This window comes from Bacteroides fragilis, assembly GCF_019583405.1.
Taxonomy (GTDB): Bacteria; Bacteroidota; Bacteroidia; order Bacteroidales; family Bacteroidaceae; genus Bacteroides; species Bacteroides fragilis_B.
Window position 1 is genome coordinate 267,750 of record NZ_SZUU01000005.1, and the last position, 25,781, is coordinate 293,530.

Below are 25,781 nucleotides of genomic sequence, written 5' to 3' on the forward strand. Positions count from 1 at the left end.
ATAATCCGTATATTTGTTTCTTTAGTTACGGGCTCAAGAATAAAGATATATGGAACAACTGTACAACTACTTGCCGGAAAAGCTGGTGACCTTTATTCTGGTCACCTTGTTTTCACTTTTAATAGGACTTTCGCAACGCAAGATCAGTCTGAAGCGTGAAGGAGAAACCACTCTTTTCGGTACGGACCGCACCTTTACGTTTATTGGAATATTAGGATACCTTTTGTATATCCTCGATCCGGAAGAGATGCACCTTTTCATGGGAGGTGGTTTAATACTCGGTATTCTCTTAGGACTCAATTATTATGTGAAACAGTCTCAGTTCCACGTATTCGGGGTGACGACTATAATCATTGCACTAATCACTTATTGTATTGCTCCGATTGTCTCTACACAACCTTCATGGTTTTACGTCATGGTAATTGTTACCGTTTTATTGCTCACCGAACTGAAGCATACTTTTACGGAGATTGCGCAACGAATGAAAAATGATGAAATGATTACGCTGGCCAAATTCTTGGCTATCAGTGGTATTATTCTTCCGATGTTGCCTAATGAAAATATTATTCCTGATATCAATCTGACACCTTATACCATCTGGCTCGCTACAGTCGTGGTTTCGGGCATTTCTTATCTTTCCTATTTGTTGAAGCGGTATGTCTTTCGTGAATCGGGTGTGTTGGTGTCCGGCATTATTGGCGGGTTGTATAGTAGTACGGCTACTATTTCGGTATTGGCACGTAAAAGCCGTAATGCACACTCGCAGGAAGCATCCGAATATGTTGCCGCCATGCTTTTGGCCGTCAGCATGATGTTTTTGCGTTTCATGATTTTAATTCTTATTTTCAGCTCCGCTATTTTTACCTCTATCTATCCTTATCTGCTGATTATGGCTGCCGTTGCAGCCGGTGTGGCTTGGTTCATCCACAGTCGTCGGAAGCAAACAGCCGATACTGACCTTGTAGAGGAAGAAGATGATAGCAGCAATCCGCTGGAGTTCAAGGTGGCTTTGATTTTTGCCGGGTTATTCGTTATCTTTACTGTGCTGACACATTATACATTGATTTATGCCGGTACCGGAGGGTTGAACTTATTATCATTTGTGTCCGGATTCAGTGATATCACTCCTTTCATCCTGAACTTATTGCAGGGAACCGGGAGTGTGGCGGCCACTGTTGTGATGGCTTGTACCATGCAGGCCATTATCAGCAATATTGTGGTGAATATGTGTTATGCACTTTTCTTTTCGGGTAAACAGAGTAAGTTGCGCTCATGGATATTAGGCGGTTTCGGCTGTGTGATTGCGGCAAATGTTGTCGTACTTTTTTTCTTTTATCTGATTTAGTGTGCGTTATCGAACAACTTCTGATAAAAAAGAATAAAAATCGCCCTATTTCACCTTTCTTAACTCCGAGGGTTTCGTAAACGAATATAAAGTCGATATTTTCGTTGCCAATCTGTAACAAATACTATGATTTTGCGTCTGATAGACTATAAACTAAAACATAACTTCACATGAGAAACAAACTACTACTATTATTGCTGTTGATGTTTATAACATCCGGCATGATGTATGCTCAACAGCAGAAACCTCAGCAAACCCAGCAACGTACAGCAGCTCCATCTTATACATTGAAAGGCGTGCTTCTTGACTCGCTGACCCAAGAGGGAGAACCTTATGCTACGATCAAAATCGTGAAAAAAAGTGCTCCCCAAAAAGCCTTGAAAATGGCCGTAACTGATTTGAATGGTAAATTCCAGGAAAAATTGACTGTTGCTCCCGGAAACTATGTCGCTACTTTTTCATCTGTAGGTAAAGTGACATTGGTGAAAGACTTCACTGTAAAGGCAGGAGATAAAGTAATTGACCTCGGACAATTGAATATGGCTGAGGCTACTAACGAACTGAAAGGCATAGAGATCGTTGCCCAAAAACCATTGGTAAAGGTGGATGTGGACAAGATTGAATATAACATTGAGGACGACCCGGACTCAAAGACCAACACAGTGATGGAAATGCTTCGTAAAGTCCCGTTGGTTACAGTGGACGGTGAAGACAACATTAAGGTGAATGGAAGCAGCAGTTTTAAAATCCATGTAAATGGTAAGCCGAATAACATGATGAGCAATAACCCGAAAGATGTGCTCAAAAGTATGCCTGCTAATACAATTAAGCATATCGAGGTAATCACTTCTCCGGGAGCTAAATATGATGCAGAAGGTGTAGGCGGTATCTTGAATATCGTTACTGTAGGCGGTGGCTTTGAAGGGTATACCGCTACTTTCCGTGCCAGTGGCAGTAACCGTGGTGCCGGTGCGGGCGGATATGCCACTATCAAGTCGGGTAAACTGACTCTGACCGGTAACTATAACTACAATTATAATACAACTCCGAAGAGCTACTCAAATAGTTTCCGTGAAAACTTCGACTCGGAAGATCAGAAATATCTGGAATCGAACAGTACTTCCGATTATGACGGTAGTTTCCAGTACGGTAATCTGGAAGCCAGTTACGAAATTGATACATTACGTCTGCTGACTGCTTCTTTTGGTATGTATGGAGGTAGTAATGATAATAACAGTGACGGACTGACTACGATGTGGAATGCAAACAGAGATGTGTTGGCTTATCAATATGGCTCTCTGAGTGATGGAAGCGGTTCGTGGTATTCGATGCGGGGTAATGTCGACTACCAGCGTACGTCTAAAAAGAATAAGGACCGTATGATTACTCTTTCCTACAAGATCAGTACTCAACCCCAGAATTCGGATTACTACACTAAGTATAGAGATATAAAGGATCCTTTTGAATTGGAAATCATTGAGAAGTTCTTATTAAACAACTCTCACTCGGATGGAAAAACGAATACTACTGAACATACCTTTCAGGTGGACTACACCACCCCTATCGGAAAGTTACATACGATAGAAGTAGGTGGTAAATATATTATCCGTAATAATTTAAGTGATAATAAGTTGTTCGAAGCTAAAGGGGTAACCGACGATTATGAATACAACAACGACCGTAGCAGTAAGTACAAGCATATGAACGACATTCTTGCTGCTTATTTAGGATACACTCTTCGTTATAAAGGCTTCTCTTTTAAACCCGGAGTACGTTATGAATATACCGCTCAGGATGTAAAATATTTGGCTGGAGCTATCGGTCCGGAAGCAGATTTCAGCACCAACTATAATGATTTTGTTCCATCTGTTACGATGGGTATTAAGATTGGTAAGACACAGAACTTACGTGGTGGTTACAACATGCGTATCTGGCGTCCGGGTATCTGGAACTTGAATCCTTATTTTGACGACCGCAACCCGATGTTTATCAGCCAGGGTAATTCGAATCTGGAAAGTGAAAAGAGCCACTCGTTCAATCTGAGCTATAGTATGTTCAGTATGAAGTTCAATGTGAATGTTTCTTTACGTCATTCATTTGGAAACAATGGTATTGAGCGGGTGAGCCGTCTGATCGGTAAAGGCGGTGAGGACTTCCCCGGAGGACATCATGCTCCCGAAGGTGCATTGTACAGCACGTACGAAAATATCGGTAAGAACCGTAATACGGGTCTGAGCCTTTATGCTAACTGGAATGCTTCTCCCAATACTCGTATCTATCTGAATGGTGATGGTAGCTACGCTGATATTAAGAGTCCGGCCCAAGGATTACATAATTATGGATGGAGCGCTTCTATGTATGGCGGCATTCAGCATACTTTCCCATTGAAAATACGCGCCAGTCTGAATGCCGGAGGAAGTACTCCTTACATTAGCTTGCAGGGTAAGGGATCGGGTTACTATTACTATAGCCTGAGTGTGAACCGTTCATTCATCAAAGATCGTTTTACGGTAAGTGCTTATGTTAGCAATATTTTCGAGAAATATCGTTCGTTCAACAACACTACTATCGGTGAAAACTTCTTGTCTAAGAGTAGCAGCCGTTATCCGAGCCGTAGCTTCGGTGTCAGCCTCAGCTATCGTATCGGTGAGCTGAAAGCCAGCGTGAAGAAAGCTGCCCGTAGTATCAATAATGATGATGTGAAAGGTGGCGGCGGCCAGGGTGGCCAAGGCGGTGGTGCTAACTAAGAGTTAGGACTTCTGGTAAAGATAAAAACAGAAAGGTGTAGCTACCACTGCGGATAGCTACACCTTTCTGTTTTTGAATGGGGATGTGTCATAATTCACCACAGAGTAACACAGAGTTTCATAGAGCGAACTTAATCTATTGATAACTACTGAAAATTTATCTGTGTAAATCAGTGTAATCTGTGGTGAATACGAGTTTCGGCACACCCCATTTCGTCCGATTGCCGGTTTATAATGAATGATCTGCCGGCACCTCTTTCCCCGACCAGGCTTTCAAGTTGGTCCATTCGGCGGGAGGAGCTGACCAAAAGGCATCATCAGCAGGTAATCCCAGTGGTAAGAACCCGGTCAGACACAGATAAGTACTTCCCGTATTGATGTAGCTTTCCGACATTTTTATCTGATTACCGGAGAAACCTATCCTTAACCAACCGTTTGCATCAAAATTGTCGGCTGACCGGAACTGATTTTCAATGACCTGGGTCATTGCGCAACGTACTTGGGCGGGAGTAATATGTTCGGGAAGCAGATGTAGTAGGGCAGCTTGCCCTAACGCATGAAATACTCCGGTACGATACACGATAGACCGTCCGATTACCGGATAAGTTCCTTCCGGTGAAATAAACCGTTCCAGCTGTTCGGCATAGCGTCCCAAGCGTTTCTGCTGTACTTTCAGAAACTCAGCTCCCGGCATCCGGTGCTTTTGCATGACGATTAATATGTCAGTTAGCATGGGGTGAATCACAAAGCTGTTGTAATAATCGAGATGGAAGTCAGCCCCGTCACCGTATTGGGCATCTCCCTTATACCAAAGATCCCTGAACTTTCGTACTCCGTAGTTGAGGCGTACCGTGTCGCACTCACCGGTGAATTCTTGCAATGCAGCCTCTATGATAGAGGCAAACAGCAACCAGTTGCTTTCGTTGGGTTTAATGGCACGGCTTCGCTTCAACTCCGTCACTACCCGTTTGCGGGCAGATGCAGAGAGATTACCCCATAACTGTTTGGGGGCGCGCAGCAATCCTTCTGCCAAGAATGCGGCATCTACCAAGGGCTGCGAAGGTTCTCCGAAAATCAGGTAATCGGGTGAGGAGGGGTTAACGGCATTGCTGATTCCTTTTACAGTCAGCTCGATGTATTTCTTGCGTAACTGTCCTTCCGGCGTATCGTCCGCTCCCAATTCCAGCCATGGAGCCATGCCGCAAACTGTACGTCCTACCGCTTCCAGATAAGAGAAACGTTGCCGGTCGGGCGCAAGCGATTGGTATGGCATTCTTTTCTTCAGTGTTTCGTTAGCCAGATTGCTGAGTACCGGATCGGCCAGACGGACAAGTGTCTTTACCCAGACATCCCGGTCGGCAGTTCCTGACCGGCACTGTGCCCAAAGACAGGGGACTGCCGGCCATCCTCCGGCCAGCAATCCCCATACAATAATTAAGATGATCCGTTTCATTGAAGCGATCCGTCTTCTTTATATTCCACTACCACTACGTCCGTAAGTGGCTTTTTCCCCGGAGTAGTTACACGGATGGTATTTTCTCCTGCCTTCAGTTTGACTCCTTTCCATACAACTGTTGAGTAAGTGTCTGCTTTTTGTTTGCCACAACTGACACCGTTTACAAACAGTTCGGCTTCCGGGGCAGTGGTGAATGCCATGAAAGTCTGCTCCGGTTGGTAGCGAAGTCTGCATCGCTTCTCTGCCAGGTAAATCATCGGCTCCTGTTTGTTCCAGTTTGCTTTATAGAAGTAGTAGGAGTCTTTCTTTACCTTTCGGTCGAAGGTGACGAGACCTTTGTCATTGATACCCGGGCGGTCACCTTCCGTACGGTGGGCAGCGCCGAAGTCGAACATGTTCCAAACGAATGTACCCCATACGAACGGACGTTCGGCTATGATTTTCCAATTCTCCATATGATAGTAGGTCTGCCAGTTTTCAGGGTGCCACCATCCCGAAGCGGACGGTTGCCTGAGCGAGTCCTGCTGGTGGTAGATACTGGCTCCTGCCCCGTATTCACTGATGCCGATACGTATTTCGGGATATTTCTCGTGTGTACGGTCCAGAAAGGTTGCCAATGTTTTCGGAGTACTTCCATACCAACCGTCGTAACGGTTCCAGGCAATGTTATCGGTTATGAAGTTCAAATCACCGTTCTGGTTGCTGGCGGAAGTTGTCGGACGGGTAGGGTCTTCCTGTTTCGCCAGTACATTCAGTTCTTTGATATACTCTACAGGATTGTCCCCGACTTCCTTCAGTTCATTGAACAGGCCCCAGAAGCAGATAGAGGGATGATTGTAGTGCTGGCGAATCAGTTCGATGAGTTGCTGTTTGCCATTCTCACGGAAGGAAAGCTGGTTGACAAAGCCTTTATCCGCATATCCTCCGGGACCGACAAACGGAATCTCAGCCCAAGTGACGATACCGTGCCGGTCCATCAAATCGTACATATAAGTTGCCTGCGGATAGTGTGCCAGGCGGATGGCGTTGACTCCCATCTCGCGCATCAGTGCCACATCTTCTTCATGATGCTGTGGACGGAGTGCGTTACCCACTTCGGCACGATCCTGATGGCGGCATACCCCATGAAGTGGCAGATGCTTGCCATTCAGGAAGAATCCTTGAGCCGGGTCGGTATGATAATAGCGTAGGCCTAATGGCTGTGTTACACTGTCGATCTGTTTACCGTTCTTGTGGAGGCTGACAGTGACCTGATACATAAACGGGTCTTCACAACCATTCCAAAGACGCGGTTTTTGAATCAGTAAAAGAAGCTGTTCCTGAATATCGGTCCCCTGTTTCAGCGATATGTTTCGGTTTTCTTTGCAAATCACTTTAGAGCCGTCCGTCACTTGGATCCGAAGTTCGGCCGCTCCATCGGTTGCCCGGTTGGACAGGTTCACTTTGGCACATACTTTTGCTTCTTGGGCGCTGACGGCTTCCTGCACCAGATAAACTCCCGGTGAAGCATAATCCAAAGGCGAGATGCAAGTCGCGTCCGTAATCAGCAGGTGTACATCCCTGTAGATTCCCCCGTAAAAATTGAAGTCGCCTACGAGTGGCATTATGTCCAGTTGCTCACCGTTATTGGCACGTACCAGAATGGAGTTCTTTTCTCCGTATTTCACTAAGTCTGTGATTTCGAATATAAAGGCCCCGTATCCGCCCCGGTGTTCGCCAATGTGTTTGCGGTTGATGAACACGTTGGCTACACTGTTCACACCTTCAAAGCGAAGAAACAGGCGCTTGCCTTTCCATTCGGGACGAACATATAGGGCTTTTTCATAGTTCCCGATACCCCGTTTGTAGTCTGTTTTGCCCGCAAGCGCATCTTGTGCATTCCAGGTGTGCGGCAGGTCTACCCTGCGGGTGTCTCCCTGTACCTGATGCGAGAAACGGAAATTCCAGTTATTGTTGAGTAGAATATCCTGACGCTGGGCATGAAGGGAGAGAGAGAAGACAAGTAGGAGAAGAAAGGGGCTTAAACCTTTTCCTCGACCCCTCCACCATAAGGAGGGAAAATAGTTACATTTCTGCTGTTTCATATGTTCTTGATTATGTATTGATTACTGATGTTATTATTGAGATCATCGGTATTTTTCTATCCGTTTTGTAATACGTCCGCTTTCTCCGGTCCGCCCGGTTCGGGAGTTTCTTGTGGGTGAATCACATCGAAATAATAGATGCCTTGTTCCTTCAGATAGTCCAGGAAGGACGGCAACCGCATGCAGAAACGGCTCCAGTCTTTTGCGCCGGGTGAAGTCCATGCCGATTCTGCCAAGGCTATCAAACGCGGGAAGGTCATGAAATCCAGTCGTTTGGCATCCGCGATCCGTTCGGTCCAGAGTGTGAACTGCATACCCAGTATCTGATCTTCGTATCCTTTAAAGAGATGGCTGATCGGTTCGGGAAAAGCGTAGACATCTTGCAACGGATTGAACCCATCCCAATAGCGTCCCACTTTATGTGAAGCATCCTGTACAAAATCGCCATACAGCGGACGGCGTGGAGTCAGCACTACCTGATAGCCCTGTTCAAGCGCTTTCAGCAACTGGTACTTGCGGTCGTGACGCCACCACATTACCAGTGCTTTCGAGGGGGAGATACCGGCGTCCACTATTTCGTCCCAACCGATCATCTTCTTGCCCTTGGCTGCTACCAGATCGGCGGCACGGCGGATGAAGTAATGCTCCAGTCCGGTTTCATTGACCAGCCCTTTTTCCTTTATGAAGTTCTGGATATCCGGATCTGTGAACCAGTTCTGGTTACCATAGTGCACTTCGTCACCTCCGATATGGATATAGGGAGCCGGAAAGAGAGCGGTTATTTCATCGAGCACATCACTGATAAAACGATAAGTTTCTTCTTTGCAAGGATGGAATGTGAAATGCTTCCAGCGTCCTTCACCTCCTCCCGATACCTCCGGATAGGCACGGCAGACTGCCGTGGCATGTCCCGGCATATCGAACTCCGGAATCACCATAATCTGGCGTTCGGCTGCATAGGTCACGATCTCCCGGATGTCGTCCTGTGTATAGAACTGCGGAGCTGCCTTGGCATCATGCCAATTACCGACGGCTCCTATCTCCGTCAGCTTAGGATATTTCTTGATTTCAATGCGCCATCCCGGTTCGTCTGTCAGATGCCAGTGGAATACATTGAGATGAAGCCTCGCCATCAGGTCGAGGTATTGTTTTACTTTTTCTTTGCCGAAGAAGTGGCGGCTTTCATCGAGCATAAATCCGCGCCATGCGTAGCGTGGCGAACTGTAAATCCGGCAACAGCGGATTTTGCCCCGTCCGTGCTGTGCCAGTTGTCTGATAGCCTGGCCGGCATAAAATGCGCCTTTCTCAGAAGTGGCATCAATGAAGATAGAATCCGGCGTAATTTCCAGTTGATATGCTTCATCTGAATATGCTGTACCGATGGCAGGCAGAGACTTAGAGATAGTAGTTCGTACACACTCAGCCGAAACTTCGTCATAAGAGAATGTACCCTTATGTGTCTCTATCGCAGAAGGAGCGGGGAATAGCTTTTGTGCTTGTAAGCTTTGAAAAGCAAATAGAGCAAGAAGAAGAAATTTTATTCTCCCTCTTGCTGTATTATGAATGAATAATGATCTGTTGGTTCGTTTCATCCTATGTCTTTAACTTGTTAGCATTCTTTTTTACTTAAATACTTCCATTATGGGCCTTCCGATCCATACTTGTGGCTGTTTCAGTTTGAAAATGGCAGCCACGGTAGCGGCTACGTCAAACTGCATCATGCTGGCCTGAATCTCATGCCCTTTCCTGATATTTTTCCCCGAGATGATGAACGGAGTCTGCATTTCCAGCATTGTTTTTCCTCCGTGTCCTTTATTGATTCCGCCATGGTCGGATGTTACTATAAAAATCGTTTCATCCAGCATTCCGGCTTCTTTCACCGCGTCAATCACTTTGCCGATGTATCCGTCTATTTCTTCAAGCTTCTGGTAATAAGCCGGTGTGTCATGTCCTTCCTTATGTCCTACATGATCCGGATTATCCCAGGCGATAAGTGTCAAAGTCGGCTTTTTCTCTTTAATATACTTCACGGCTTTTTCACATAGTTCCGTAGGATATTTTTCATAGTTAATCCCTTGGTTGTATTTGTTTACTGCCAGCGTATCCACCAGATATTTGATGCCGATCCATTCGTAGAGAGTGCCAATTTCAGCTTTCGGGTCAGCTTCGCGGAGCAATTGGAATACAGTTGGAAAAATGCCATCTTTACTTAATTCTTTCGAAGGAAGATCCGGAGTGCTTGAATTCCAAGTCGTGTATCCGTGTAGCTCCGGGCCTGCTCCCATGAACATAGATGCCCAGTTCACTGCACTGGACGAAGGGAGTACAGAGCGTTTGGTCAGTGTGTAAGAACCATTATTCATTAATTGTTTGATATGGGGGATATTAGCTTTCTCTACACTGTAGGCACCCCAGCCGTCCAGTCCAATCAAGACTACATGTTTGGCTTTCCACTTGCTGCCGGCATGGCAATTGGGAGCTATCGTTGATAAGCAGATAATTAAACAGGCAAATTTAAACAGTTGTGTTTTCATGATACTTCTTTATTATAAAATTATTTATCTAAATCTTTTCTACGCTTCAGGGCTTCCAGAAAGTAGTAGTCTGCATAGTTCAGAGGTACGTCGATTTCACTATTGTGCGGAATACTGCCTACGCTATGCATCAGGATAAAATTGCCGTTAGTGCCCAATGTGGCCCGATAGTCAGGTGAGGCGAGACTATGCATGATGCGGTCTGCATATTCTCTGTAAGAAGCGGCATCGGGGACGTCATATGTGCTGATTTCGTACAGGGCAGAAGCGATGCAGGATCCAGAAGAAGCGTCCCGGGGTTCATCGGGTATATTGGGTGCATCCATGTCCCAGTAAGGTATCAGATCTTCGGGCATGTGCGGATCGTTTTTCATCCTATTGAATGTTTTCAGTGCCTGATCCAGATATTTGCGGTCTTTCGTTTCACGATAGCAAATAGTGAAGCCATAGATGGCCCATGCCTGCCCGCGTGACCAAACCGATTCATCAGCATATCCTTGTGCTGTCTGTTTATGGCGTACGGAGCCGTCCGAAATATTGTAATCCACTACGTGATAGCAACTTCCATCAGGACGGAAATGCTCGGAAAGAGTACGGTCGGCATGTGCTACGGCTACTTTATAGAAAGTGGAATCACCGGACAGTTTGGTTGCTTCGAACAGAAGTTCCAGATTCATCATGTTGTCAATGATAACCGGACATTCCCAGCCCCTTTCACTTTGCCAGCTATTACCTTTTACATCCCAGCTTTGAATGACTCCGGCATTGGGGCGGAAACGCGTACAAAGTGATTTGGCTGCCTGTACCATTACGTTTTTATATGCAGCTGTATCGGGAGCGAGCCTCAGGCCGTTACCAAAACTGCAATTAATGATGAATCCTATATCGTGATGCCAAGTCAGGTGTTCGGCCGGGCGAATGGCTTCAGTATATTTTCTGGCCAGTGGGAGGTAGCTGGTGTCACCTGTCAGTTCGTACATATACCAGATGCTACCGGGAAAAAATCCACTGCGCCAATCGGCATATCCGCAGTAATATACAGATCCATCTCTATTGAGAGTTACAGGATTGAGACATTTTCCGCTTGCTTCGATGGTGTCGATGGCTAAACCGAGTTGTGCTTTGGCAAATTCTACATTTTCTGTTATAAAAGACGGTACTGTGGGTTTGTGGTTTGAGCAAGCCACACATATCATTGCGCAGGCTGCTCCCAATAAGGGTTTTAAGTTCATGTTTTATTGTTTTTTTATGGTAAAAGAATAATTTCCTGTTTTATGAATGTTTGTTGCTGTGAGTGTAATGCGACAAATCGATTTACCCCATACATTGGATAGCCGGGGATCTGTTAATGGGATTATTTCTGTTTTCACATCGAACAGTTGTTTATCATATTCTATGACGGCTTTCTTTCCTTTTACTTCCAATTGAATTTTTCCCGGTATTTCCGTACACACCTGCCCCCATGTCATGAAATTGATTTGATTAGGCTGTTTGGCTGTCTTCAGACGGAAAGAATCTGAAATCCGTAATTGTCCTTTCTGAAGTGAATAGGAACGTATCCATGATTCCACTTCTGCTTCGGCCGGATAGGCTGTCGCTATATTGGCTGTGAATGTGTTTTTCCTCTTGTCAGCCTGTACTTGTGTTGCTTTGTATGTTGCTCCGTATTTCTGGGGGACGCCATTAATCAGGGGGAGATTGTGATAATTGCTCTGCATGGTCCAAATGGTGTAGCGATCCTTGCTGAATGTCTGGCGTGTATAGGTCCCTACTCCGGCATCGATAAGAAAAGGAGTTTGGTCTATCCAGAAAGAGAAGGTACCTGCGTCATTATGATTATGGCTTTCGTCGTTATATCCTCCTTTAGCAGCCAGGAAGTTTCCTTTATTGTCAGTTATATAGCAGAATTCGGTTTCCGGATACCAGGAGAATGGGGGAGTGAGATGTGCCGCTTGAGTTTCTTTTAGTTCGTTCGCAATTTTTATAGTAGCAAGCGTACGGTATATATCGCGTCCGGAAGGAAGCTTATTGGTGTTAATCATAGCAGCGAATCCTTTCATTTCGTTACTGTTTACAGCCTTGCCATACCGGAATATCAAGGGAGCGTCTCCACTGCTTTTCGCCGAGGCATCAGCGAAATTAACCACCCATCCTTTGCCCACGTATGAACGTGATATATATTCGCCCATATTCTTTATCATGGGATTATCGAAGATGGAGACAGTTCCTCCGGTAACGGCTGACAGTAATTCCAGATAATCAAACATTTTCCCGGCGGCATGTCCCCAGTAGGAGGGACCTTCCTCACATGCACCGTCGGTATGGGTATAGTTGATGAATTTATCTACCGAAACCATACTGCGGTATACTGCCTTCGCTAACATTTCTTTATCATTTTCAAGCAGCATAAAACACATTAAGGCATTGCTGTTACACCAAGGATTCCAGTTGTTGACCATCATTCCCGGTTTATAGTTCACTGCCATCCACCAGAAGTGATCGTTATTCATATAAGGATCCAGTATACGCTGTTGAAGCGTATGCCGTAAACGTTCGGATATGGCAGGATTGAGTTTGTCAAATTCTTGATGCATGTAATAATAGGTCCATGCGAGTAAAGAGCCCAGGTCACCTGCTGTCAGGTCTATGATGTTTTCTTTAAAATCGGGCAGTGAGCGGTGAGACTGTTGTGCATTCAAATGGGCGGCCAATGCCCAGGAAGTCATCTCGCAGGAATGATATACACCGTTGATCAGCTGATCGATAAATCGCCCTTTCCCTTCTGCGAGTTCAGCGAGTAGCAGGTCGGCTATGGCATTGTTATTGTTGGCGAAAGGAGTTTCCATGACGCTACGGTTGCCGCTGCGTTCAAACTCCATATAATCAGTTGCTTTCACAACCTGCCATTGATAATTCAACTGCTTCTCTCCGCGAAGGATACATTCATTTTTGAAAGAGCCTAAAAAAGTGTCCCATCCGGTTCGGTCGGTATAAGCAGGATAGGTGACCCATTGTTGATTTAATATAAGCACTTCCTGCAAACTGCTTACGCTGGCTTGTTTTTGAAGATAGTTCCGTTCTGTATAGCTGAGGGCTCTTACAGTACAGCATAGCAAGAGAGTGAATATTAATAATTTCTTCATCGTAATAAAATTAAGATTTTAACGTAGGCAAAGTAACAAAATTTATTGCTATTTCATCTTACTAAATGGTTCTTAATGCTATATAAATTTTCTATTTTAGTTGGATATTTGAGGGAGTCAATCCTCAAAAGAGGAAAAGTCGATAAGAGAGTTTATTTAGAACTTTCTTTTCAGATGGAATAGAGGGCGTGTGTCGAAACTCATCACAGAAGACACTGAGTAACACAGAGTGAATTTTAAGTCATTGATTATCTATGTTGATAATCTGTGATAATCCGTGTAATCTGTGGCGAAAAGAGTTTTGACACAGCCCTTTGGTTTATAAGAATCAGTAGCTTAAACGTATTTGTTTAATTCCAGCCCGAGTTCTGAGTCAGTGATTTGTTCATATCAGTTTCATGTTTTGGGATTGGCCATACATAATATTGGTCTCCTCCCCATGTATAAGGATAGGTGACAGTACCCCATACATCTTTCATCCCGGCTGTACCATCAGCATTATTAAACTTACTTTCTTTCCATGTTTTCCAACGGAGTTCTTCGTAAAAGTCAACTCCTTCACCTGCTGTTTCCCAGCGGAATTCATTCTGGATGCGAATGCGCATATCTTCCTGTCCCTGGACCATGGTGGCAGTATTGCTGTTCAACAGTGCAACACCGGCACGTTGGCGTACTTTATTCAACCATTCGATGGCTTCGTCGGTTTTGCCCTGCTCATTCAATGCTTCAGCCAATCCTATGACGACAGTTGCATAGCGGATAATTGGCAGGTCAATCGGAGATTGTTCGCGATTGGTCATTTCACTTGAACCTTCGGCAACAAATTTGCGGAACAAATAGTATAAATGGCTCTGGGTGTCAGTGCGTAAGTCATAAGGATAATCGGTGTCGGCACCATAATAAGGCCAGCGTGAAGTGAAGGTGTGGTCTACGCTGTTTCCGGAACCATCATATGTAGCATATGGAGTGATGATAGTCTGGGCTAAACGAGGATCTCGGCTGTCATAAGCAGCTTTAATACGGGCCTCGTTTCCTGCCGGCAGATAGAATGCTTTTGCCTTGTCACTCAGCTTTTCCAGACGTCCGTCTACTTTTGCTTTTATTTTTTTTACCATATCGTCCAATGCCTCTTCCGTACCGTCAAAGCCGATTTCGCGATACTGTGCTTTTACTGTTGCCGGATCAGTATTACGCAAGAAGAATACTTCACGGTCTTTAATATCTAAGCTTGAGAAACCAGGAATGTATTCATCCCAGTTAAATTTACTGCCGTCTATATTTTCGTAGGTTTCTACAAAATCCACACTGGCCAACATGGTGTTCCAGCAAGAACCGAATGTAGTACGGCCACCATAACGGAAGCTCATGGAATTTCCGTAAGTGCTGCCATTGTTATCGATACACTGCAAAGAGAAGATAGCTTCATCACTCTGTTCATTAGCTTCTTTGAAGAGTTGCTTGTAACCATCCTGAAATAATGAATGTCCCAGTTCACCTACTTTACGGAAATCTGCTTCCGCTTTGCTCCATTCTTTGGTCCATAGATAGATTTTGCCACGTAATGCATAAGCCACTGATTTGGTGACATGACCCCATTCTGCTTTACCGGCAGCGATACGGTCGGGGAAATTCGGATCATTTATTGCGTCGGTTAAATCTTGTATGCAGAAATTCCATATATTCTCTTCGCTTTCACGTGGTTTGTCTGCTTGATCAAGTTCCATAGGCGTATTATAATAAGGAACACCCCTGAAGACTGCATTCAGTTTGTAATAATAAAACGCACGCAATACTTTTGCTTCGGATAATAATTTACCTTTTACGCTTTCACTTATCGGTGCATCGGGTAGATGTACAATGGCATCATTGGCACGATAGATACCTGCATAATGTTGTTTCCAATAGTCTGAGAATATTCCGGAACCGATAGAAGCTGTACCGGCCAGCAGTGGATAATCGTTGTCGCGGCAGGTTGCACCCACGCTGAATGCCTCCATTAGATAAGCTTCTTTTGCTACATATCCCTCGCGTAGGGTGGCGTAGATAGATGCTACTCCCATAGTACAAAAGTTTTCATTACTCCACATGCTGCCCGATGATGCTTTATCATATGGCTTTGTGTCCAGTAAATCTCCCTGGCAACTGCTTATAGCAATTGCTGTGGCTGTTAATATGAATAATTTATTTAATAGTTTCATAAGATTTCAAGATTTATTTAGAATGTTATATTGGCACCTATTGCAATTGTTCTAAACGGAGAATAGCCCATACCGGTAGCAGATTCCGGGTCTTGGCCTTCAAATCCGGTAATTGTCAGCAGATTTTCAGCTGAAACGTAAACACGTGCATTCTGCATAGCGATTTTTGAAACCCAGTTTTTCGGTAGAGTATAACCTAAAGACAGGTTCTTCAATTTGATGTAATCACCTTTGTATAGCCATAAAGTTGTATTTCCATGACGATTTTGTACATAACCGTCTATATAGGCCATACGCGGATATTTCGCGTTGATGTTGGTACGTGGATCGTCCGGGTTTTCGGGATTGTAGAAATAATGATTTTCAGCAACCCGTTGTGCGATAGTGCTACCCCATTCTGTAGATGCGGCGTTGTATCCTGTGGTTGCCCCCCAATATATGCTGAATCCGGCAGTTCCTGCCCATACCATAGAGAGGTCGAATCCTTTCCATGCGGCAGAGGCCTGAAAACCGAAATTGTATTTGGGCTTATTGGATGTTTTTTGGAAAGTATAGTCGTTATCGTCACCATATACTCCATTATTATTGGAGTCGGCATAGATGTAATCACCATACCAGATCTTGTTTTTGGCAACCGTCTTGCCCGGCTGAAATTCATATCCGGCTGCGATCATGTCTTTTACCCATGCCATATCTTTTTCTGTACGGATCATACCGGTCTTAGGTCCTCCTTGAGGGTTTACACTGCCATCTGCATTGTAGTAAGAGCCATTGCCATGATAAACGTTCCGTAAATAGTATTCGTTCATCATGCGGCCTTCAACAATAGGTGTTGTGCCACCACTGGACACTTTACCGATATTATCTTCCCATTTACCACCGGTCAGTTTGTTACTCGGATCTTCTACCCATGTTCTTTCATAAGAGCCGTTATAGGCATCTATATTGCTTTTGTTGTATGAGAAGTTGCCGTTAATAGAGTAGCTTACCCCTCCTATGTTATCACGCCATCCCAGTGATAACTCGACTCCCTTATTGCTCACTTTGGCGAGATTCTGACGGGGGGCAGTCATTGTTCCGAATACATAAGGAATAGTCGGGCGGTATAAGATACCGTCAGTTTTCTTTTGATACAGGTCGGCACTTATGCTCAGACGGTTCTTTAATAAATTAACATCAATACCAAAGTTGACAGAGGTGGTAGATTCCCATTTCAGTAAGCTATTGGCGATGGCACCCATATACAATGCAGAATTTAAGGCATTTCCAAATACTGCGTTGGTGGTACTGTATACCGACATGTATTCGTAGTTACCAATTTCAGAGTTACCTAATTTACCCCAGGATGCACGGACTTTCAGATTATCCAGCCAGGTACGGGTATTTTCCATGAAGCTTTCTTCTGAGATGCGCCATGCACCTGATAAGGAAGGGAAGAATCCCCAACGATGATCTTTGTGGAAACGTGAGGATCCGTCATAACGGAAATTTGCTTCAAATAAATACCGGGAATTATATGCATAGTTCACGCGTCCGAATACAGAACGTGTGGCATAATCCTGGGTTGCACCTTTGGTACTTGTCATTTCGGTTGCTTCATCAAACTGATTCAGTGATTCGTCGATCAAACCTTTCTTTGCGGCATCTACGGTATAGTAATTCTTGTAGAATTCCTGATAACCTAACAATGCGGATACATCGTGTTTCTGAGCAAATGTATGATGGTAGTTTAACAGGTTTTCCAATGTATAAGAGTAATTGGATTCATAACCGAAACTTGTGCTTAATTGAGAAGGAGGAGTGATACCATCGACAATTACCCCGTCACTGAAACGTGTCTGATAAGCGGGTACTCCCCATTGGCGGGTTTCGTAGATGTAACGGTTGTAATTGAAGTTGAAATCCCAACTAAGATCTTTAAAGAACTTGACCTTACTAAACAGGGTCGTGTTGAAACGGTTGTAGCGTTTGAAGCCATCATTCCGTGCCAGTTTATATAGCGGGTTATTGGCTGTTGCACGTTCGTCCGGACATTCCGGGTAGCCGAAACTTCCGTTCCATTCGGGATAAGTACCGGCTGTAGATTGTCGGAGGAAAGTATTGGCATTGCTAAAGTCACCCACTTCACGATCCATTTGTGAAGCATAAGTACGCGTACCTAAAGTTAACCATTGAGTTGGGTTGGCTTCAATATTGGCACGTACAGAGTAGGTTTTGTTGGCTGTATTGTCTACAATACCTTCATTATCCTGATAACGGGCTGACAATAAGAAACGAATTTTGTTAGATCCTCCTGAGACTGAAAGGTTATGTTCGTGTATCATACCTCCTGAGTATAGTTCTTTCAGCCAGTTGGTATTTGGGTATGCGATGTAATTAGGAACACCATTTTCGTTTACTCCATTGGGATCTTTTGATTTCTCTCTCCACAAATCGATATACTTTTGGTCAAAAAGAGTGCCGGAGCCAACATTTTCGCAAGATTCGTTCATTAATTCCATATAATCCGCATAGTTACTCATCGTTTCTATCATGCGTGTCGGGCTGTTGAAAGAGACGCGTCCACTATAGTTTACCTGTATCTTGTCGCGATCACCGCTTTTTGTTGTGACTAAGATGACTCCGTTGGCAGCACGGGCACCATAAATAGCACAAGAAGCTGCATCTTTTAGAATAGAGATATTTTCTATGTCCTGAGGGTTAATGGCATTCAATGAACCTTCCATACCATCGATGATAATCAAAGGTGAGGCATTATTCATTGTACCGTTACCGCGTACCCGTAAGGTCGTGTTATCTTCTCCCGGCATTGCCGAACCTGAACTGGCTTGAAGTCCCGGACTTAGACCGGCTAATGCCGAAGATACTGTCGTAATGGGGCGTGATTTAGTTTGTTCTTCAAAATCAACGGAAGATACGGCACCTGTTAAATTTGCTTTTTTCTGTGTGCCATATCCTACCACTACTACCTCATCGAGTGTTTTGCTGTCTTCTTCCAGTTGGATATTGAAAGACACCTGGTTGCCACTTACTTTGACTTCTTTATTAAGATAGCCGATGTAAGAGATTTGCAGTGTTGCGTTGGACGGTACTTCGAGACTAAATTCTCCGTTCAGGTTTGTGATGACGCCAATAGTTTTATTACCTTTCACAATGACGTTAGCTCCGATAATCGGTTCTCCATTTGCATCTTTTACAATACCTTTAACCGTTCTGCGCTGTTGGGGGACTGCTGTGATCGCATCTCCGTTTTCAACTGTCTCTTGTGAAGAAACAGCCCAGGCACTACCGCTTAAAAGCATTATTAACGATGTACTTACAAGTACCCTTTTAGAAGATAAGGGTAGCAAATGTAATTTGCTTTTTCTCATAATACTTTAGATTGAGTTAATAAAAGTGTTAAATACATCGCAAAACTACGGTAACTGATCTGATCCGATGTGATACTTTTATTCTCAATAGGGGCACTAATTATTCATAGCCAATTTGAAGTCTGCCTTAATCCGTATTTCCTATGTGGCTTTTATGTACAAAATTTTGCGATAGAGTGCTTAATCAGATAGAAATATTGGACATAATTTGTTCTTTTTCATTATCCATATACTATTAAACTTTACAAAATATGAATGATAAGGTTGAACTATGTCGTGAAGGAACCCCCTCTATGCTATTTTTGTTCGCAATATAGGCACTAATTGTTCTTAACTAAGTAGAAGTTCCAGAAGAACTTTGGCGATGTCGCTGGAGAAAGAACGTATTGAAAAGGAACATATTGAAGAGATGAATCAAGCTAAACTACGATTCTTCACCAATGTGAGCCATGAGTTTCGTACTCCTTTAACTCTCATTATAAGTCAGGTAGAACTTATGTTACAGAAGAATACGATACCTCCGTCTTTGCATAATAGTATTTTCAGGATAAGGAAGCATGCCCAACAAATGAAACTTCTAATTTCAGAATTGCTTGACTTTCGGAAATTCGATCAGAACTATATCCAATTAAAACTATCGGAACAAAGTCTGAATACATTTTTAGAGGAAGTCTATCTTTCTTTCTCAGCTTATGCCTCTCAGAAGTCCATTTCTTACCATCTGAAACTGTTGGAGCAGGATGTCTCTATTTGGATAGATGACTGGCAAATGCGAAAAGTTTTGTTTAATTTGCTTTCGAATGCTTTTAAACATGTTCCAGATAAAGGAGAAATAAGCATATTAACCTCTACCACGCCGGATCAGGTTGTTATTGCAGTTAAGGATTCCGGGAATGGCATTAGTAAAGAAGAACAGGAACGGATATTTGATCGTTTTTATCAGGCGAACAATCGGAATAAAGCGATTCATGTTGGCACTGGTATCGGACTCGCATTAACGAAAAGTATCATTCAGCTACATCATGGTACAATTGAGGTAGAAAGTGAGTTAAATGAAGGAAGCTGTTTTATTGTGAAGTTACCTAAAACCCGTGATTGTTTTGAAAAGGATACTGAAGTCGTTTTTCTGGAATCTCCGGAAAAGGAACCTATGGTACAAGAGAATACCATACCGGATGAGAATTTTATGAAAAAGGATGATTCTACATTCGAAACTCCCTTGATAGATGAACGGGAAGGGAAACGGAAAGTATTATTGGTAGAAGATAATGTGGAGCTTTTGCAGGTACTCAAAGAAATATTTTCATCACTTTATCAGGTGGTGACGGCTGCTAATGGCGAGGAGGGACTAAAACAGGCTTTTGCAGAAGTTCCCGATTTGATAGTGAGTGATGTTATGATGCCGGTAATGACAGGAACGGAGATGTGTCTGAAAATAAAGAATAACATAAACCTGTGTCACATTCCGGTTGTGTTGTTGACAGCACTTGACACTGTAGATCAAAATATAGAAGGGCTACGCCGTGGAGCAGACGATTATATCACCAAGCCTTTCAATGCAAAAATCTTAATAACCCGTTGCAATAATTTGATTCGTAACCGCTTGTTGATGCAAAGCCGTTTTGCCAAAGATCAGATTTTAGAAATCAATCTGTTGGCAGCTAATCCAATAGATAAAGGTTTCTTGGATAGAGTGATTAAGGTGGTAGATAAACATATTGATAATGAAGACTTTGATATTGGTGTATTATGTCAGGAACTTGGAATGGGGCGAACATTGTTACACACAAAATTTAAAGCATTGACAGGGATGACACCCAATGAATTTATTCTAAATCACCGATTGAAAAAAGCATCGCTGATGTTGAGGAACGAACCTTATTTACAGGTAGCAGAAATATCTGATAGATTAGGTTTCGGTTCTCCACGCTATTTCAGCCGTTGTTTTAAAAACCAATATAACGTTACTCCGATAGAATATCGCAAAGGAACTACACCGGGAAAATCTTAAATGTTCCGAGTTGGGTAACAGATAAAGAAAATACTAATAGATGGCATTGGCCATAACAATATATGTAATCTCAATTACTTATATTATTATGATATTCTTCATCTGAATATAAGTTTATTGTCGGTAAAGAGATTATTTAATAATGAAGGATAGTCAATATAGCCTCATGTTCAGTTTAGATAGCCGGATTAAAAAAAGTCTGAGAATAGATGTAAAAAGAGGGCTTTGGCTGTAATATCGCCAAAGTTCTTCTGGAACTTTTTTCGCGCCATATAAAGTAGGTCACTGAAATGCTGATGGTGATGTAACTGAGCCATGCCCACCAAGTAAGATACCAGGGAGTGCTGATATGTATCTGTAATAAGATTTCTTGTGCTTTGCGCATTTTCAGCGAGTTGCCTTTTTGGCGTACGTGTAGCACGTAGTCTCCAGGATCAAGGTTGGTGTATTTCAGGCTTGTTTGTGAGGTGAGTGACCATTGCTTGTCAAAACCTTCTAACTGATACTCATACCAAGTATTATTCAGTATATCCACATAGTTGGAAGAAGCAAACTCAATAGTCAGGTTATTTTGAGCGGCATTTAGATTTACTTCCCGGACAAAAGGGAGCCCTTCTGTCAGTATACGACTTTTGTCATCCGGACTTATCCGTGCGTTGTTGACGGATAGACTTGAAAAATAGAGTTTAGGTTTGGGATATTCTTTGTTCAGGTCTTTCTCCAGAAAAGAACTAAGCCCGCCTGTACCTCCGATAAATATAGTATGGTCACTACACATCCATACACCACATCCATTAATGATGGATGAGAGAGACAGTCCGTTATCCAGTTCAATGGAACGGAACGATTCGGTGGTTGGATTAAATAGTGTGATACCCCGATCACTTGTGATAAGTATGTTATCTGTCGAAGTCTGTAGAAGATTATAGCAATAATTGCTGAGTAGTTGGTTCTGTTCGGGAGTATAGTTGATGCAGGTCTGAGTTTGTTCGTTATAGCAAAAAAGTCCTGAACCTAAAGTGGCGATATAAAGATATTGATTGTTACCCTTCAAAATCTTGCTGATACCGAACTGTCCAATGGATGCAGGCAGGCTGAATGATTTAACTTCTTCGGGGTGTTTCAAGTTTATACTATATAAGTTAGTACCTGCCGACAACCAGAGAAAGCCTTTGGGGTCAATGGTGAAAGTTTGATAGTAATATCCGTCATAAAGCAAGCGGAATTCATTCGTATCCGGATTCATGGAGAAAACTCCGTTGCGTGCGGAAACGATTAGCTGGTCGTTATAGAAAGATACTTGGAAAATAACATCATTAGGCTCTTTTTTGCCTTTCGTGGAGTGATTAAGGTAGTTGTAAAAACGTCCTGTCTTGCGGTCGAACCGGGAGAGCCCTCCCATATGTGTACCGATATATAAGCAGTCTCTTTTAGGATCGTAACAAATACTTTTCAGATTATTGTGGGGCAGAGAGTTGGGGCCTCCGGCAGTGTAAGTCCTGAAATGCCCCGCTTGGCGGTCTAAACATGCCAATCCGCCACCATCGGTGCATATCCATAGGTGATGATCTTTGTCCTCGGTCATGGCCCCGGCGAACGGGTAGTTGAGACAGTCGCTACGATCGGGATTATAAGTGTAGTAATTGAATGTGTTGTTATCCGGGTTAAAGTAGTTGACTCCTCCATAATAACTACCTATCCAGATAGTGCCTTGTACATCTTGATAGAGTGAAAATATAGAAGAATGGCTGAGTCCTCCCGGGCGTTGTTCTTGCTTGATGAGGCTGTAGGTTTGGGTGCTTGGATCATATTTTTGTAAACCGTCGAAGGTTCCGAACCAGATATTTCCTTGTTGATCTTCTACAAATTCACGTATTTGTTCGCTGGAAATGCCGTTTGGTGATGAGGGGTCATAAGGAATACGGTTGATTCGTCCGTTCCGGTTGATACGGTATAGCCCTTGTGTACGGCAGCCTATCCAAAGTTCCTGACAGGAGCTTTGAAAAATACGATAAACATCTACTTTAGGGATCAGGCATTGAACCGCCCCTTTGTTTTTCGTGGTATATAGACCTTCTTTGGCACCGATATAAAGCCTGTTGCCATTTATCGTCAGATAGTTGATGGATGATATACCTGTCTTTTGTTGAAAGTCTAATTGATTGTTTTGAGGATTGTATCGGAAAATAGAGTCGTGTCCGGCACACCATATCTCACCGGCATGAGATGTTAGAGCATAGACAGATCCTTGACGCAGACGTTCGAAAGTCTCTTTACGAATATCGTATTTCAGTAAAGCATGGTCAACAATCAGAAACACATCTCCGTTTTGACTCCCTGTAATGGCACTAACCTCATTTCCTATCAGAATTTTCTGATCCGGTTGATTTCCGTTTTGTATCCATGCCTTATAAACAGTCATCTTATTACTATTGTAGATGTTGACTCCTTCACGTGTACCAAACCACATTCTACCCAGTTTATCTTGATAAATAGCCATAACGGACGATTGCGAAAGACCTTCTTCTCTACCTATGTGCTTAAAATATCCGGCGTATGATAATTGAACGATGAAAATACCGATCAAAGAAAAGGCTAATTTGTGTTTATTCATAGTTATTCCGTATTTATGAACGCAAATATATAAATAACAGATAGATTTAGTATATCAACTCTATGAAAAAAGTATATAAACAGAAATAAACCTTCCTACTATCAACAGATCGGGAGGCTTGTGGAGGAAATCGTAAGTTTATCGGATGCTTTCCAGTATTTTCGGTTTCAGGATGGCAGTCCACAGATCGTAACCGTTCTGATTCATGTGCAATCCGTCCTGTTTAAAGATGTCTTTTCTTAGCTTTCCATTGTTGTCGTACAAGCAAGAGGCTACGTCGACATAAGTGAGTCCGTCAGTCTTCGAAGCATATTCTTCGAGCAAAGTGTTAATGATTTCATGTTTCGGAATCATTTCCTTGCGTGCGAGCGAAGGCTTGTAAGAGAGAATAAACACCGGAATATCCGGGTAATCCCGTTGCAGGCGGTCGGTTAGCAGGCGGAAGAAGTCGAATGTCTCGCCGATAGTCAGATCTTCGGGAGTGCCTGCGAGATCATTTTCTACGTAAACCACAATGCTGCGGGGATGGTATCCCCGGGCGATTACATCGTAATTGTAGAGCATATCCCGAAGGGCGGCACCTCCGTACGAACGCCGGAGAATCTTTAGCGGGGCCATGTCCCGGTAGATATTATCCCACAAGTTAATGGAAGAACTACCCAAAAAGAGTACATCACAGGAGGTATCTTTCAGTGTCCGGTTCTCCGTTTGGTATCGGTCTATTTCGCCTTGATACCGGGTTATCCATTTTGTAGGGTCGGTGTGCCGGACGGTGAGATATCCGATGAAGCGTACCGAATCCTGTGAGGTTTGTGCCTCCGCCGGAATGTTATTCCAGCAGAGGAGAACTGTGCATAAAGCGATAAGTATCGATTTTATCATTTATTTCTTTACATTGAATCCCAGTTTCTTCAATCCGTTCTGTACGTCGGGGTGGCTCATGAAGAGTTTCCACAACAGTCCTGTCCGGTAGTTTTCTATCATTACGGCTATCGGCCCTTGGTCGATGGCCAGATATCGTTTCGGATACCAATCGGCGGTTTCGCTGAAAGCGTCATAGAATCCGTAAGGACCGAATACTTTGTCTCCCATCTCATACAGATGGCGCATCACTTGCAGTGACTGTTCCGGTGTATAGACGATGGAAGATAGAGCGGCAGTGGGAGAGATGACTCCCCGGTCGTCACGTTCCAACGGTCCATGGGCGGCGTATCCATCTACGGAGTAACTTGCGGTCAGTCCCCAACAGTCTGCTCCGTAGCCTTTATAGTGCTTCGGATTGCGAATGCAGTATTCACGGTTTACTAATGTGAGATTTCGCATTTCGTTAAAGTAACTCGGACAATACTCGTCTTTCAGTCCCACCGGATCGAGTCCGAGGAAAGAGTATTGTGCCCAGAACAACGGCCCTGCTTCTCCGCCCTGATAGCGCAGGTGTAGTTCGATGCCTTCTACCTTGTGGGGTGAAACGATTGCTCCGTTTTGTGCCCATCCTTCATGATAGACCGCAGCCGGCACTCCATGAGTCGGAGAAGCGGCGGCAAGGATATACATAATCAGACATTCATTGTAGCCGTGTACCGGAAAGTCCATTTCCCAGCCATATTCGGGACTCCAGTGCCAGTAAAGCACATTTTGCCCGTCACGGCGATACCAGTTCCAGTCTACCTCCCGCCATAGTTTATCAATACGTGCCGCAAGAGCTTTTTCTTCGGTTGAACCTCCTGCATAGTATTGATGTACGGCCAGCAGACCTTGCATCAGGAAAGCTGTTTCTACCAGGTCGCCTCCATTATCCTTCTGTCCGAAAGGTTGTACATGTCCCGTTTCTCCGTTCCACCAATGCGGATATGCACCTTTAAAGCGGTCGGCTTTCTCCAGAAAACCGACAATTTTCTCCATACGCCGTAAGCCTTCTTCCCTGCTGACGTATCCCCGATCAATACCGGCCAGGATAGCCATAATGCCGAAGCCGCTGCCTCCTGAGGTAACAATCTCCGGTCCCCCTGCCGGGTATTCGCCATCCATGTGATAGCGCTCGCGTGCCAGTCCGCTATTAGGTTCGGCAGCATCCCAGAAGTAGTTGAAGGTTCGTCGCTGGACGGTATCCATCAAAGCGTCATCTGTCAGTGATGTGGCAGACGAGGGCTTTTCTTTCGGCTTGCAAGCTACAAAAAGAAAAAGAGCGAAGAGGACGAAGAAGAGCTTGCTGTTGTGAGTGACAAGTTGGGTATTCATAATGATTTCTTGTTTGTAATGGTTTTTGTTTCACCACAGA

13 protein-coding genes and 1 pseudogene are annotated in these 25,781 nt (G+C 43.9%); 3 read left to right on the forward strand and 11 right to left on the reverse strand.

What is annotated here, in order from left to right; translation table 11 throughout:
- Positions 1-49: 49 nt before the first annotated feature.
- Positions 50-1,345 (forward strand): MgtC/SapB family protein, encoded by a 1,296-nt coding sequence (locus FDF36_RS13420; protein WP_220391652.1) that lies wholly within the window; start codon positions 50-52, stop codon positions 1,343-1,345.
- Between the two features lie 170 nt (positions 1,346-1,515).
- Positions 1,516-4,092, forward strand: coding sequence for a TonB-dependent receptor (locus FDF36_RS13425; RefSeq protein ID WP_220391653.1), 2,577 nt, complete (start codon positions 1,516-1,518; stop codon positions 4,090-4,092).
- A gap of 229 nt (positions 4,093-4,321) precedes the next feature.
- Here FDF36_RS13425 and FDF36_RS13430 read toward each other — a convergent pair whose 3' ends face one another.
- From FDF36_RS13430 to FDF36_RS13465, 8 genes are all read right to left on the reverse strand, one after another.
- A complete protein-coding gene (locus tag FDF36_RS13430; RefSeq protein WP_220391654.1) occupies positions 4,322-5,545 on the reverse strand; it encodes a DUF2264 domain-containing protein in 1,224 nt (407 codons plus the stop codon).
- Positions 5,542-7,632 (reverse strand): beta-glucuronidase LacZ4, encoded by a 2,091-nt coding sequence (lacZ4, locus tag FDF36_RS13435; protein WP_220391655.1) that lies wholly within the window; start codon positions 7,630-7,632, stop codon positions 5,542-5,544. The genes FDF36_RS13430 and lacZ4 overlap by 4 nt, the downstream gene beginning before the upstream one ends.
- Positions 7,633-7,688: 56 nt before the next feature.
- A complete protein-coding gene (locus tag FDF36_RS13440) occupies positions 7,689-9,224 on the reverse strand; it encodes a beta-N-acetylhexosaminidase (RefSeq protein WP_220391656.1) in 1,536 nt (511 codons plus the stop codon).
- 30 nt (positions 9,225-9,254) lie between these two features.
- Positions 9,255-10,166: an alkaline phosphatase family protein gene (locus tag FDF36_RS13445; protein WP_220391657.1), complete on the reverse strand. Its 912-nt coding sequence runs from the start codon at positions 10,164-10,166 to the stop codon at positions 9,255-9,257.
- Between the two features lie 20 nt (positions 10,167-10,186).
- Positions 10,187-11,398 carry a glycoside hydrolase family 88 protein gene (locus tag FDF36_RS13450; RefSeq protein ID WP_220391658.1) on the reverse strand — a complete coding sequence of 404 codons (1,212 nt, stop codon included), beginning with the start codon at positions 11,396-11,398 and terminating at the stop codon, positions 10,187-10,189.
- A 3-nt stretch (positions 11,399-11,401) separates the two neighbouring features.
- Positions 11,402-13,309 (reverse strand): heparinase II/III family protein, encoded by a 1,908-nt coding sequence (locus FDF36_RS13455; RefSeq protein ID WP_220391659.1) that lies wholly within the window; start codon positions 13,307-13,309, stop codon positions 11,402-11,404.
- A 350-nt stretch (positions 13,310-13,659) separates the two neighbouring features.
- Complete coding sequence (locus FDF36_RS13460; protein WP_005822846.1) at positions 13,660-15,507, reverse strand: RagB/SusD family nutrient uptake outer membrane protein; 1,848 nt, start codon at positions 15,505-15,507, stop codon at positions 13,660-13,662.
- 17 nt (positions 15,508-15,524) lie between these two features.
- Complete coding sequence (locus FDF36_RS13465) at positions 15,525-18,878, reverse strand: SusC/RagA family TonB-linked outer membrane protein (RefSeq protein ID WP_220391660.1); 3,354 nt, start codon at positions 18,876-18,878, stop codon at positions 15,525-15,527.
- A gap of 364 nt (positions 18,879-19,242) precedes the next feature.
- Between FDF36_RS13465 and FDF36_RS13470 the strand changes: the two are divergent.
- Positions 19,243-20,914: pseudogene (locus tag FDF36_RS13470) on the forward strand (hybrid sensor histidine kinase/response regulator transcription factor).
- A 150-nt stretch (positions 20,915-21,064) separates the two neighbouring features.
- Here FDF36_RS13470 and FDF36_RS13475 read toward each other — a convergent pair.
- The 3 genes from FDF36_RS13475 to FDF36_RS13485 all read right to left on the reverse strand — a co-directional run bounded on the left by FDF36_RS13475 (position 21,065) and on the right by FDF36_RS13485 (position 25,741).
- Positions 21,065-23,503 (reverse strand): ligand-binding sensor domain-containing protein, encoded by a 2,439-nt coding sequence (locus FDF36_RS13475; protein ID WP_220391662.1) that lies wholly within the window; start codon positions 23,501-23,503, stop codon positions 21,065-21,067.
- A 138-nt stretch (positions 23,504-23,641) separates the two neighbouring features.
- Entirely contained in the window at positions 23,642-24,385 is a 744-nt protein-coding gene (locus tag FDF36_RS13480; RefSeq protein ID WP_220391663.1) for an SGNH/GDSL hydrolase family protein, read from the reverse strand.
- The gene (locus tag FDF36_RS13485; protein WP_220391664.1) at positions 24,386-25,741 is read right to left on the reverse strand and encodes a glucoamylase family protein; all 1,356 of its coding nucleotides are present in this window, start codon (positions 25,739-25,741) and stop codon (positions 24,386-24,388) included.
- Positions 25,742-25,781 lie beyond the last annotated feature (40 nt).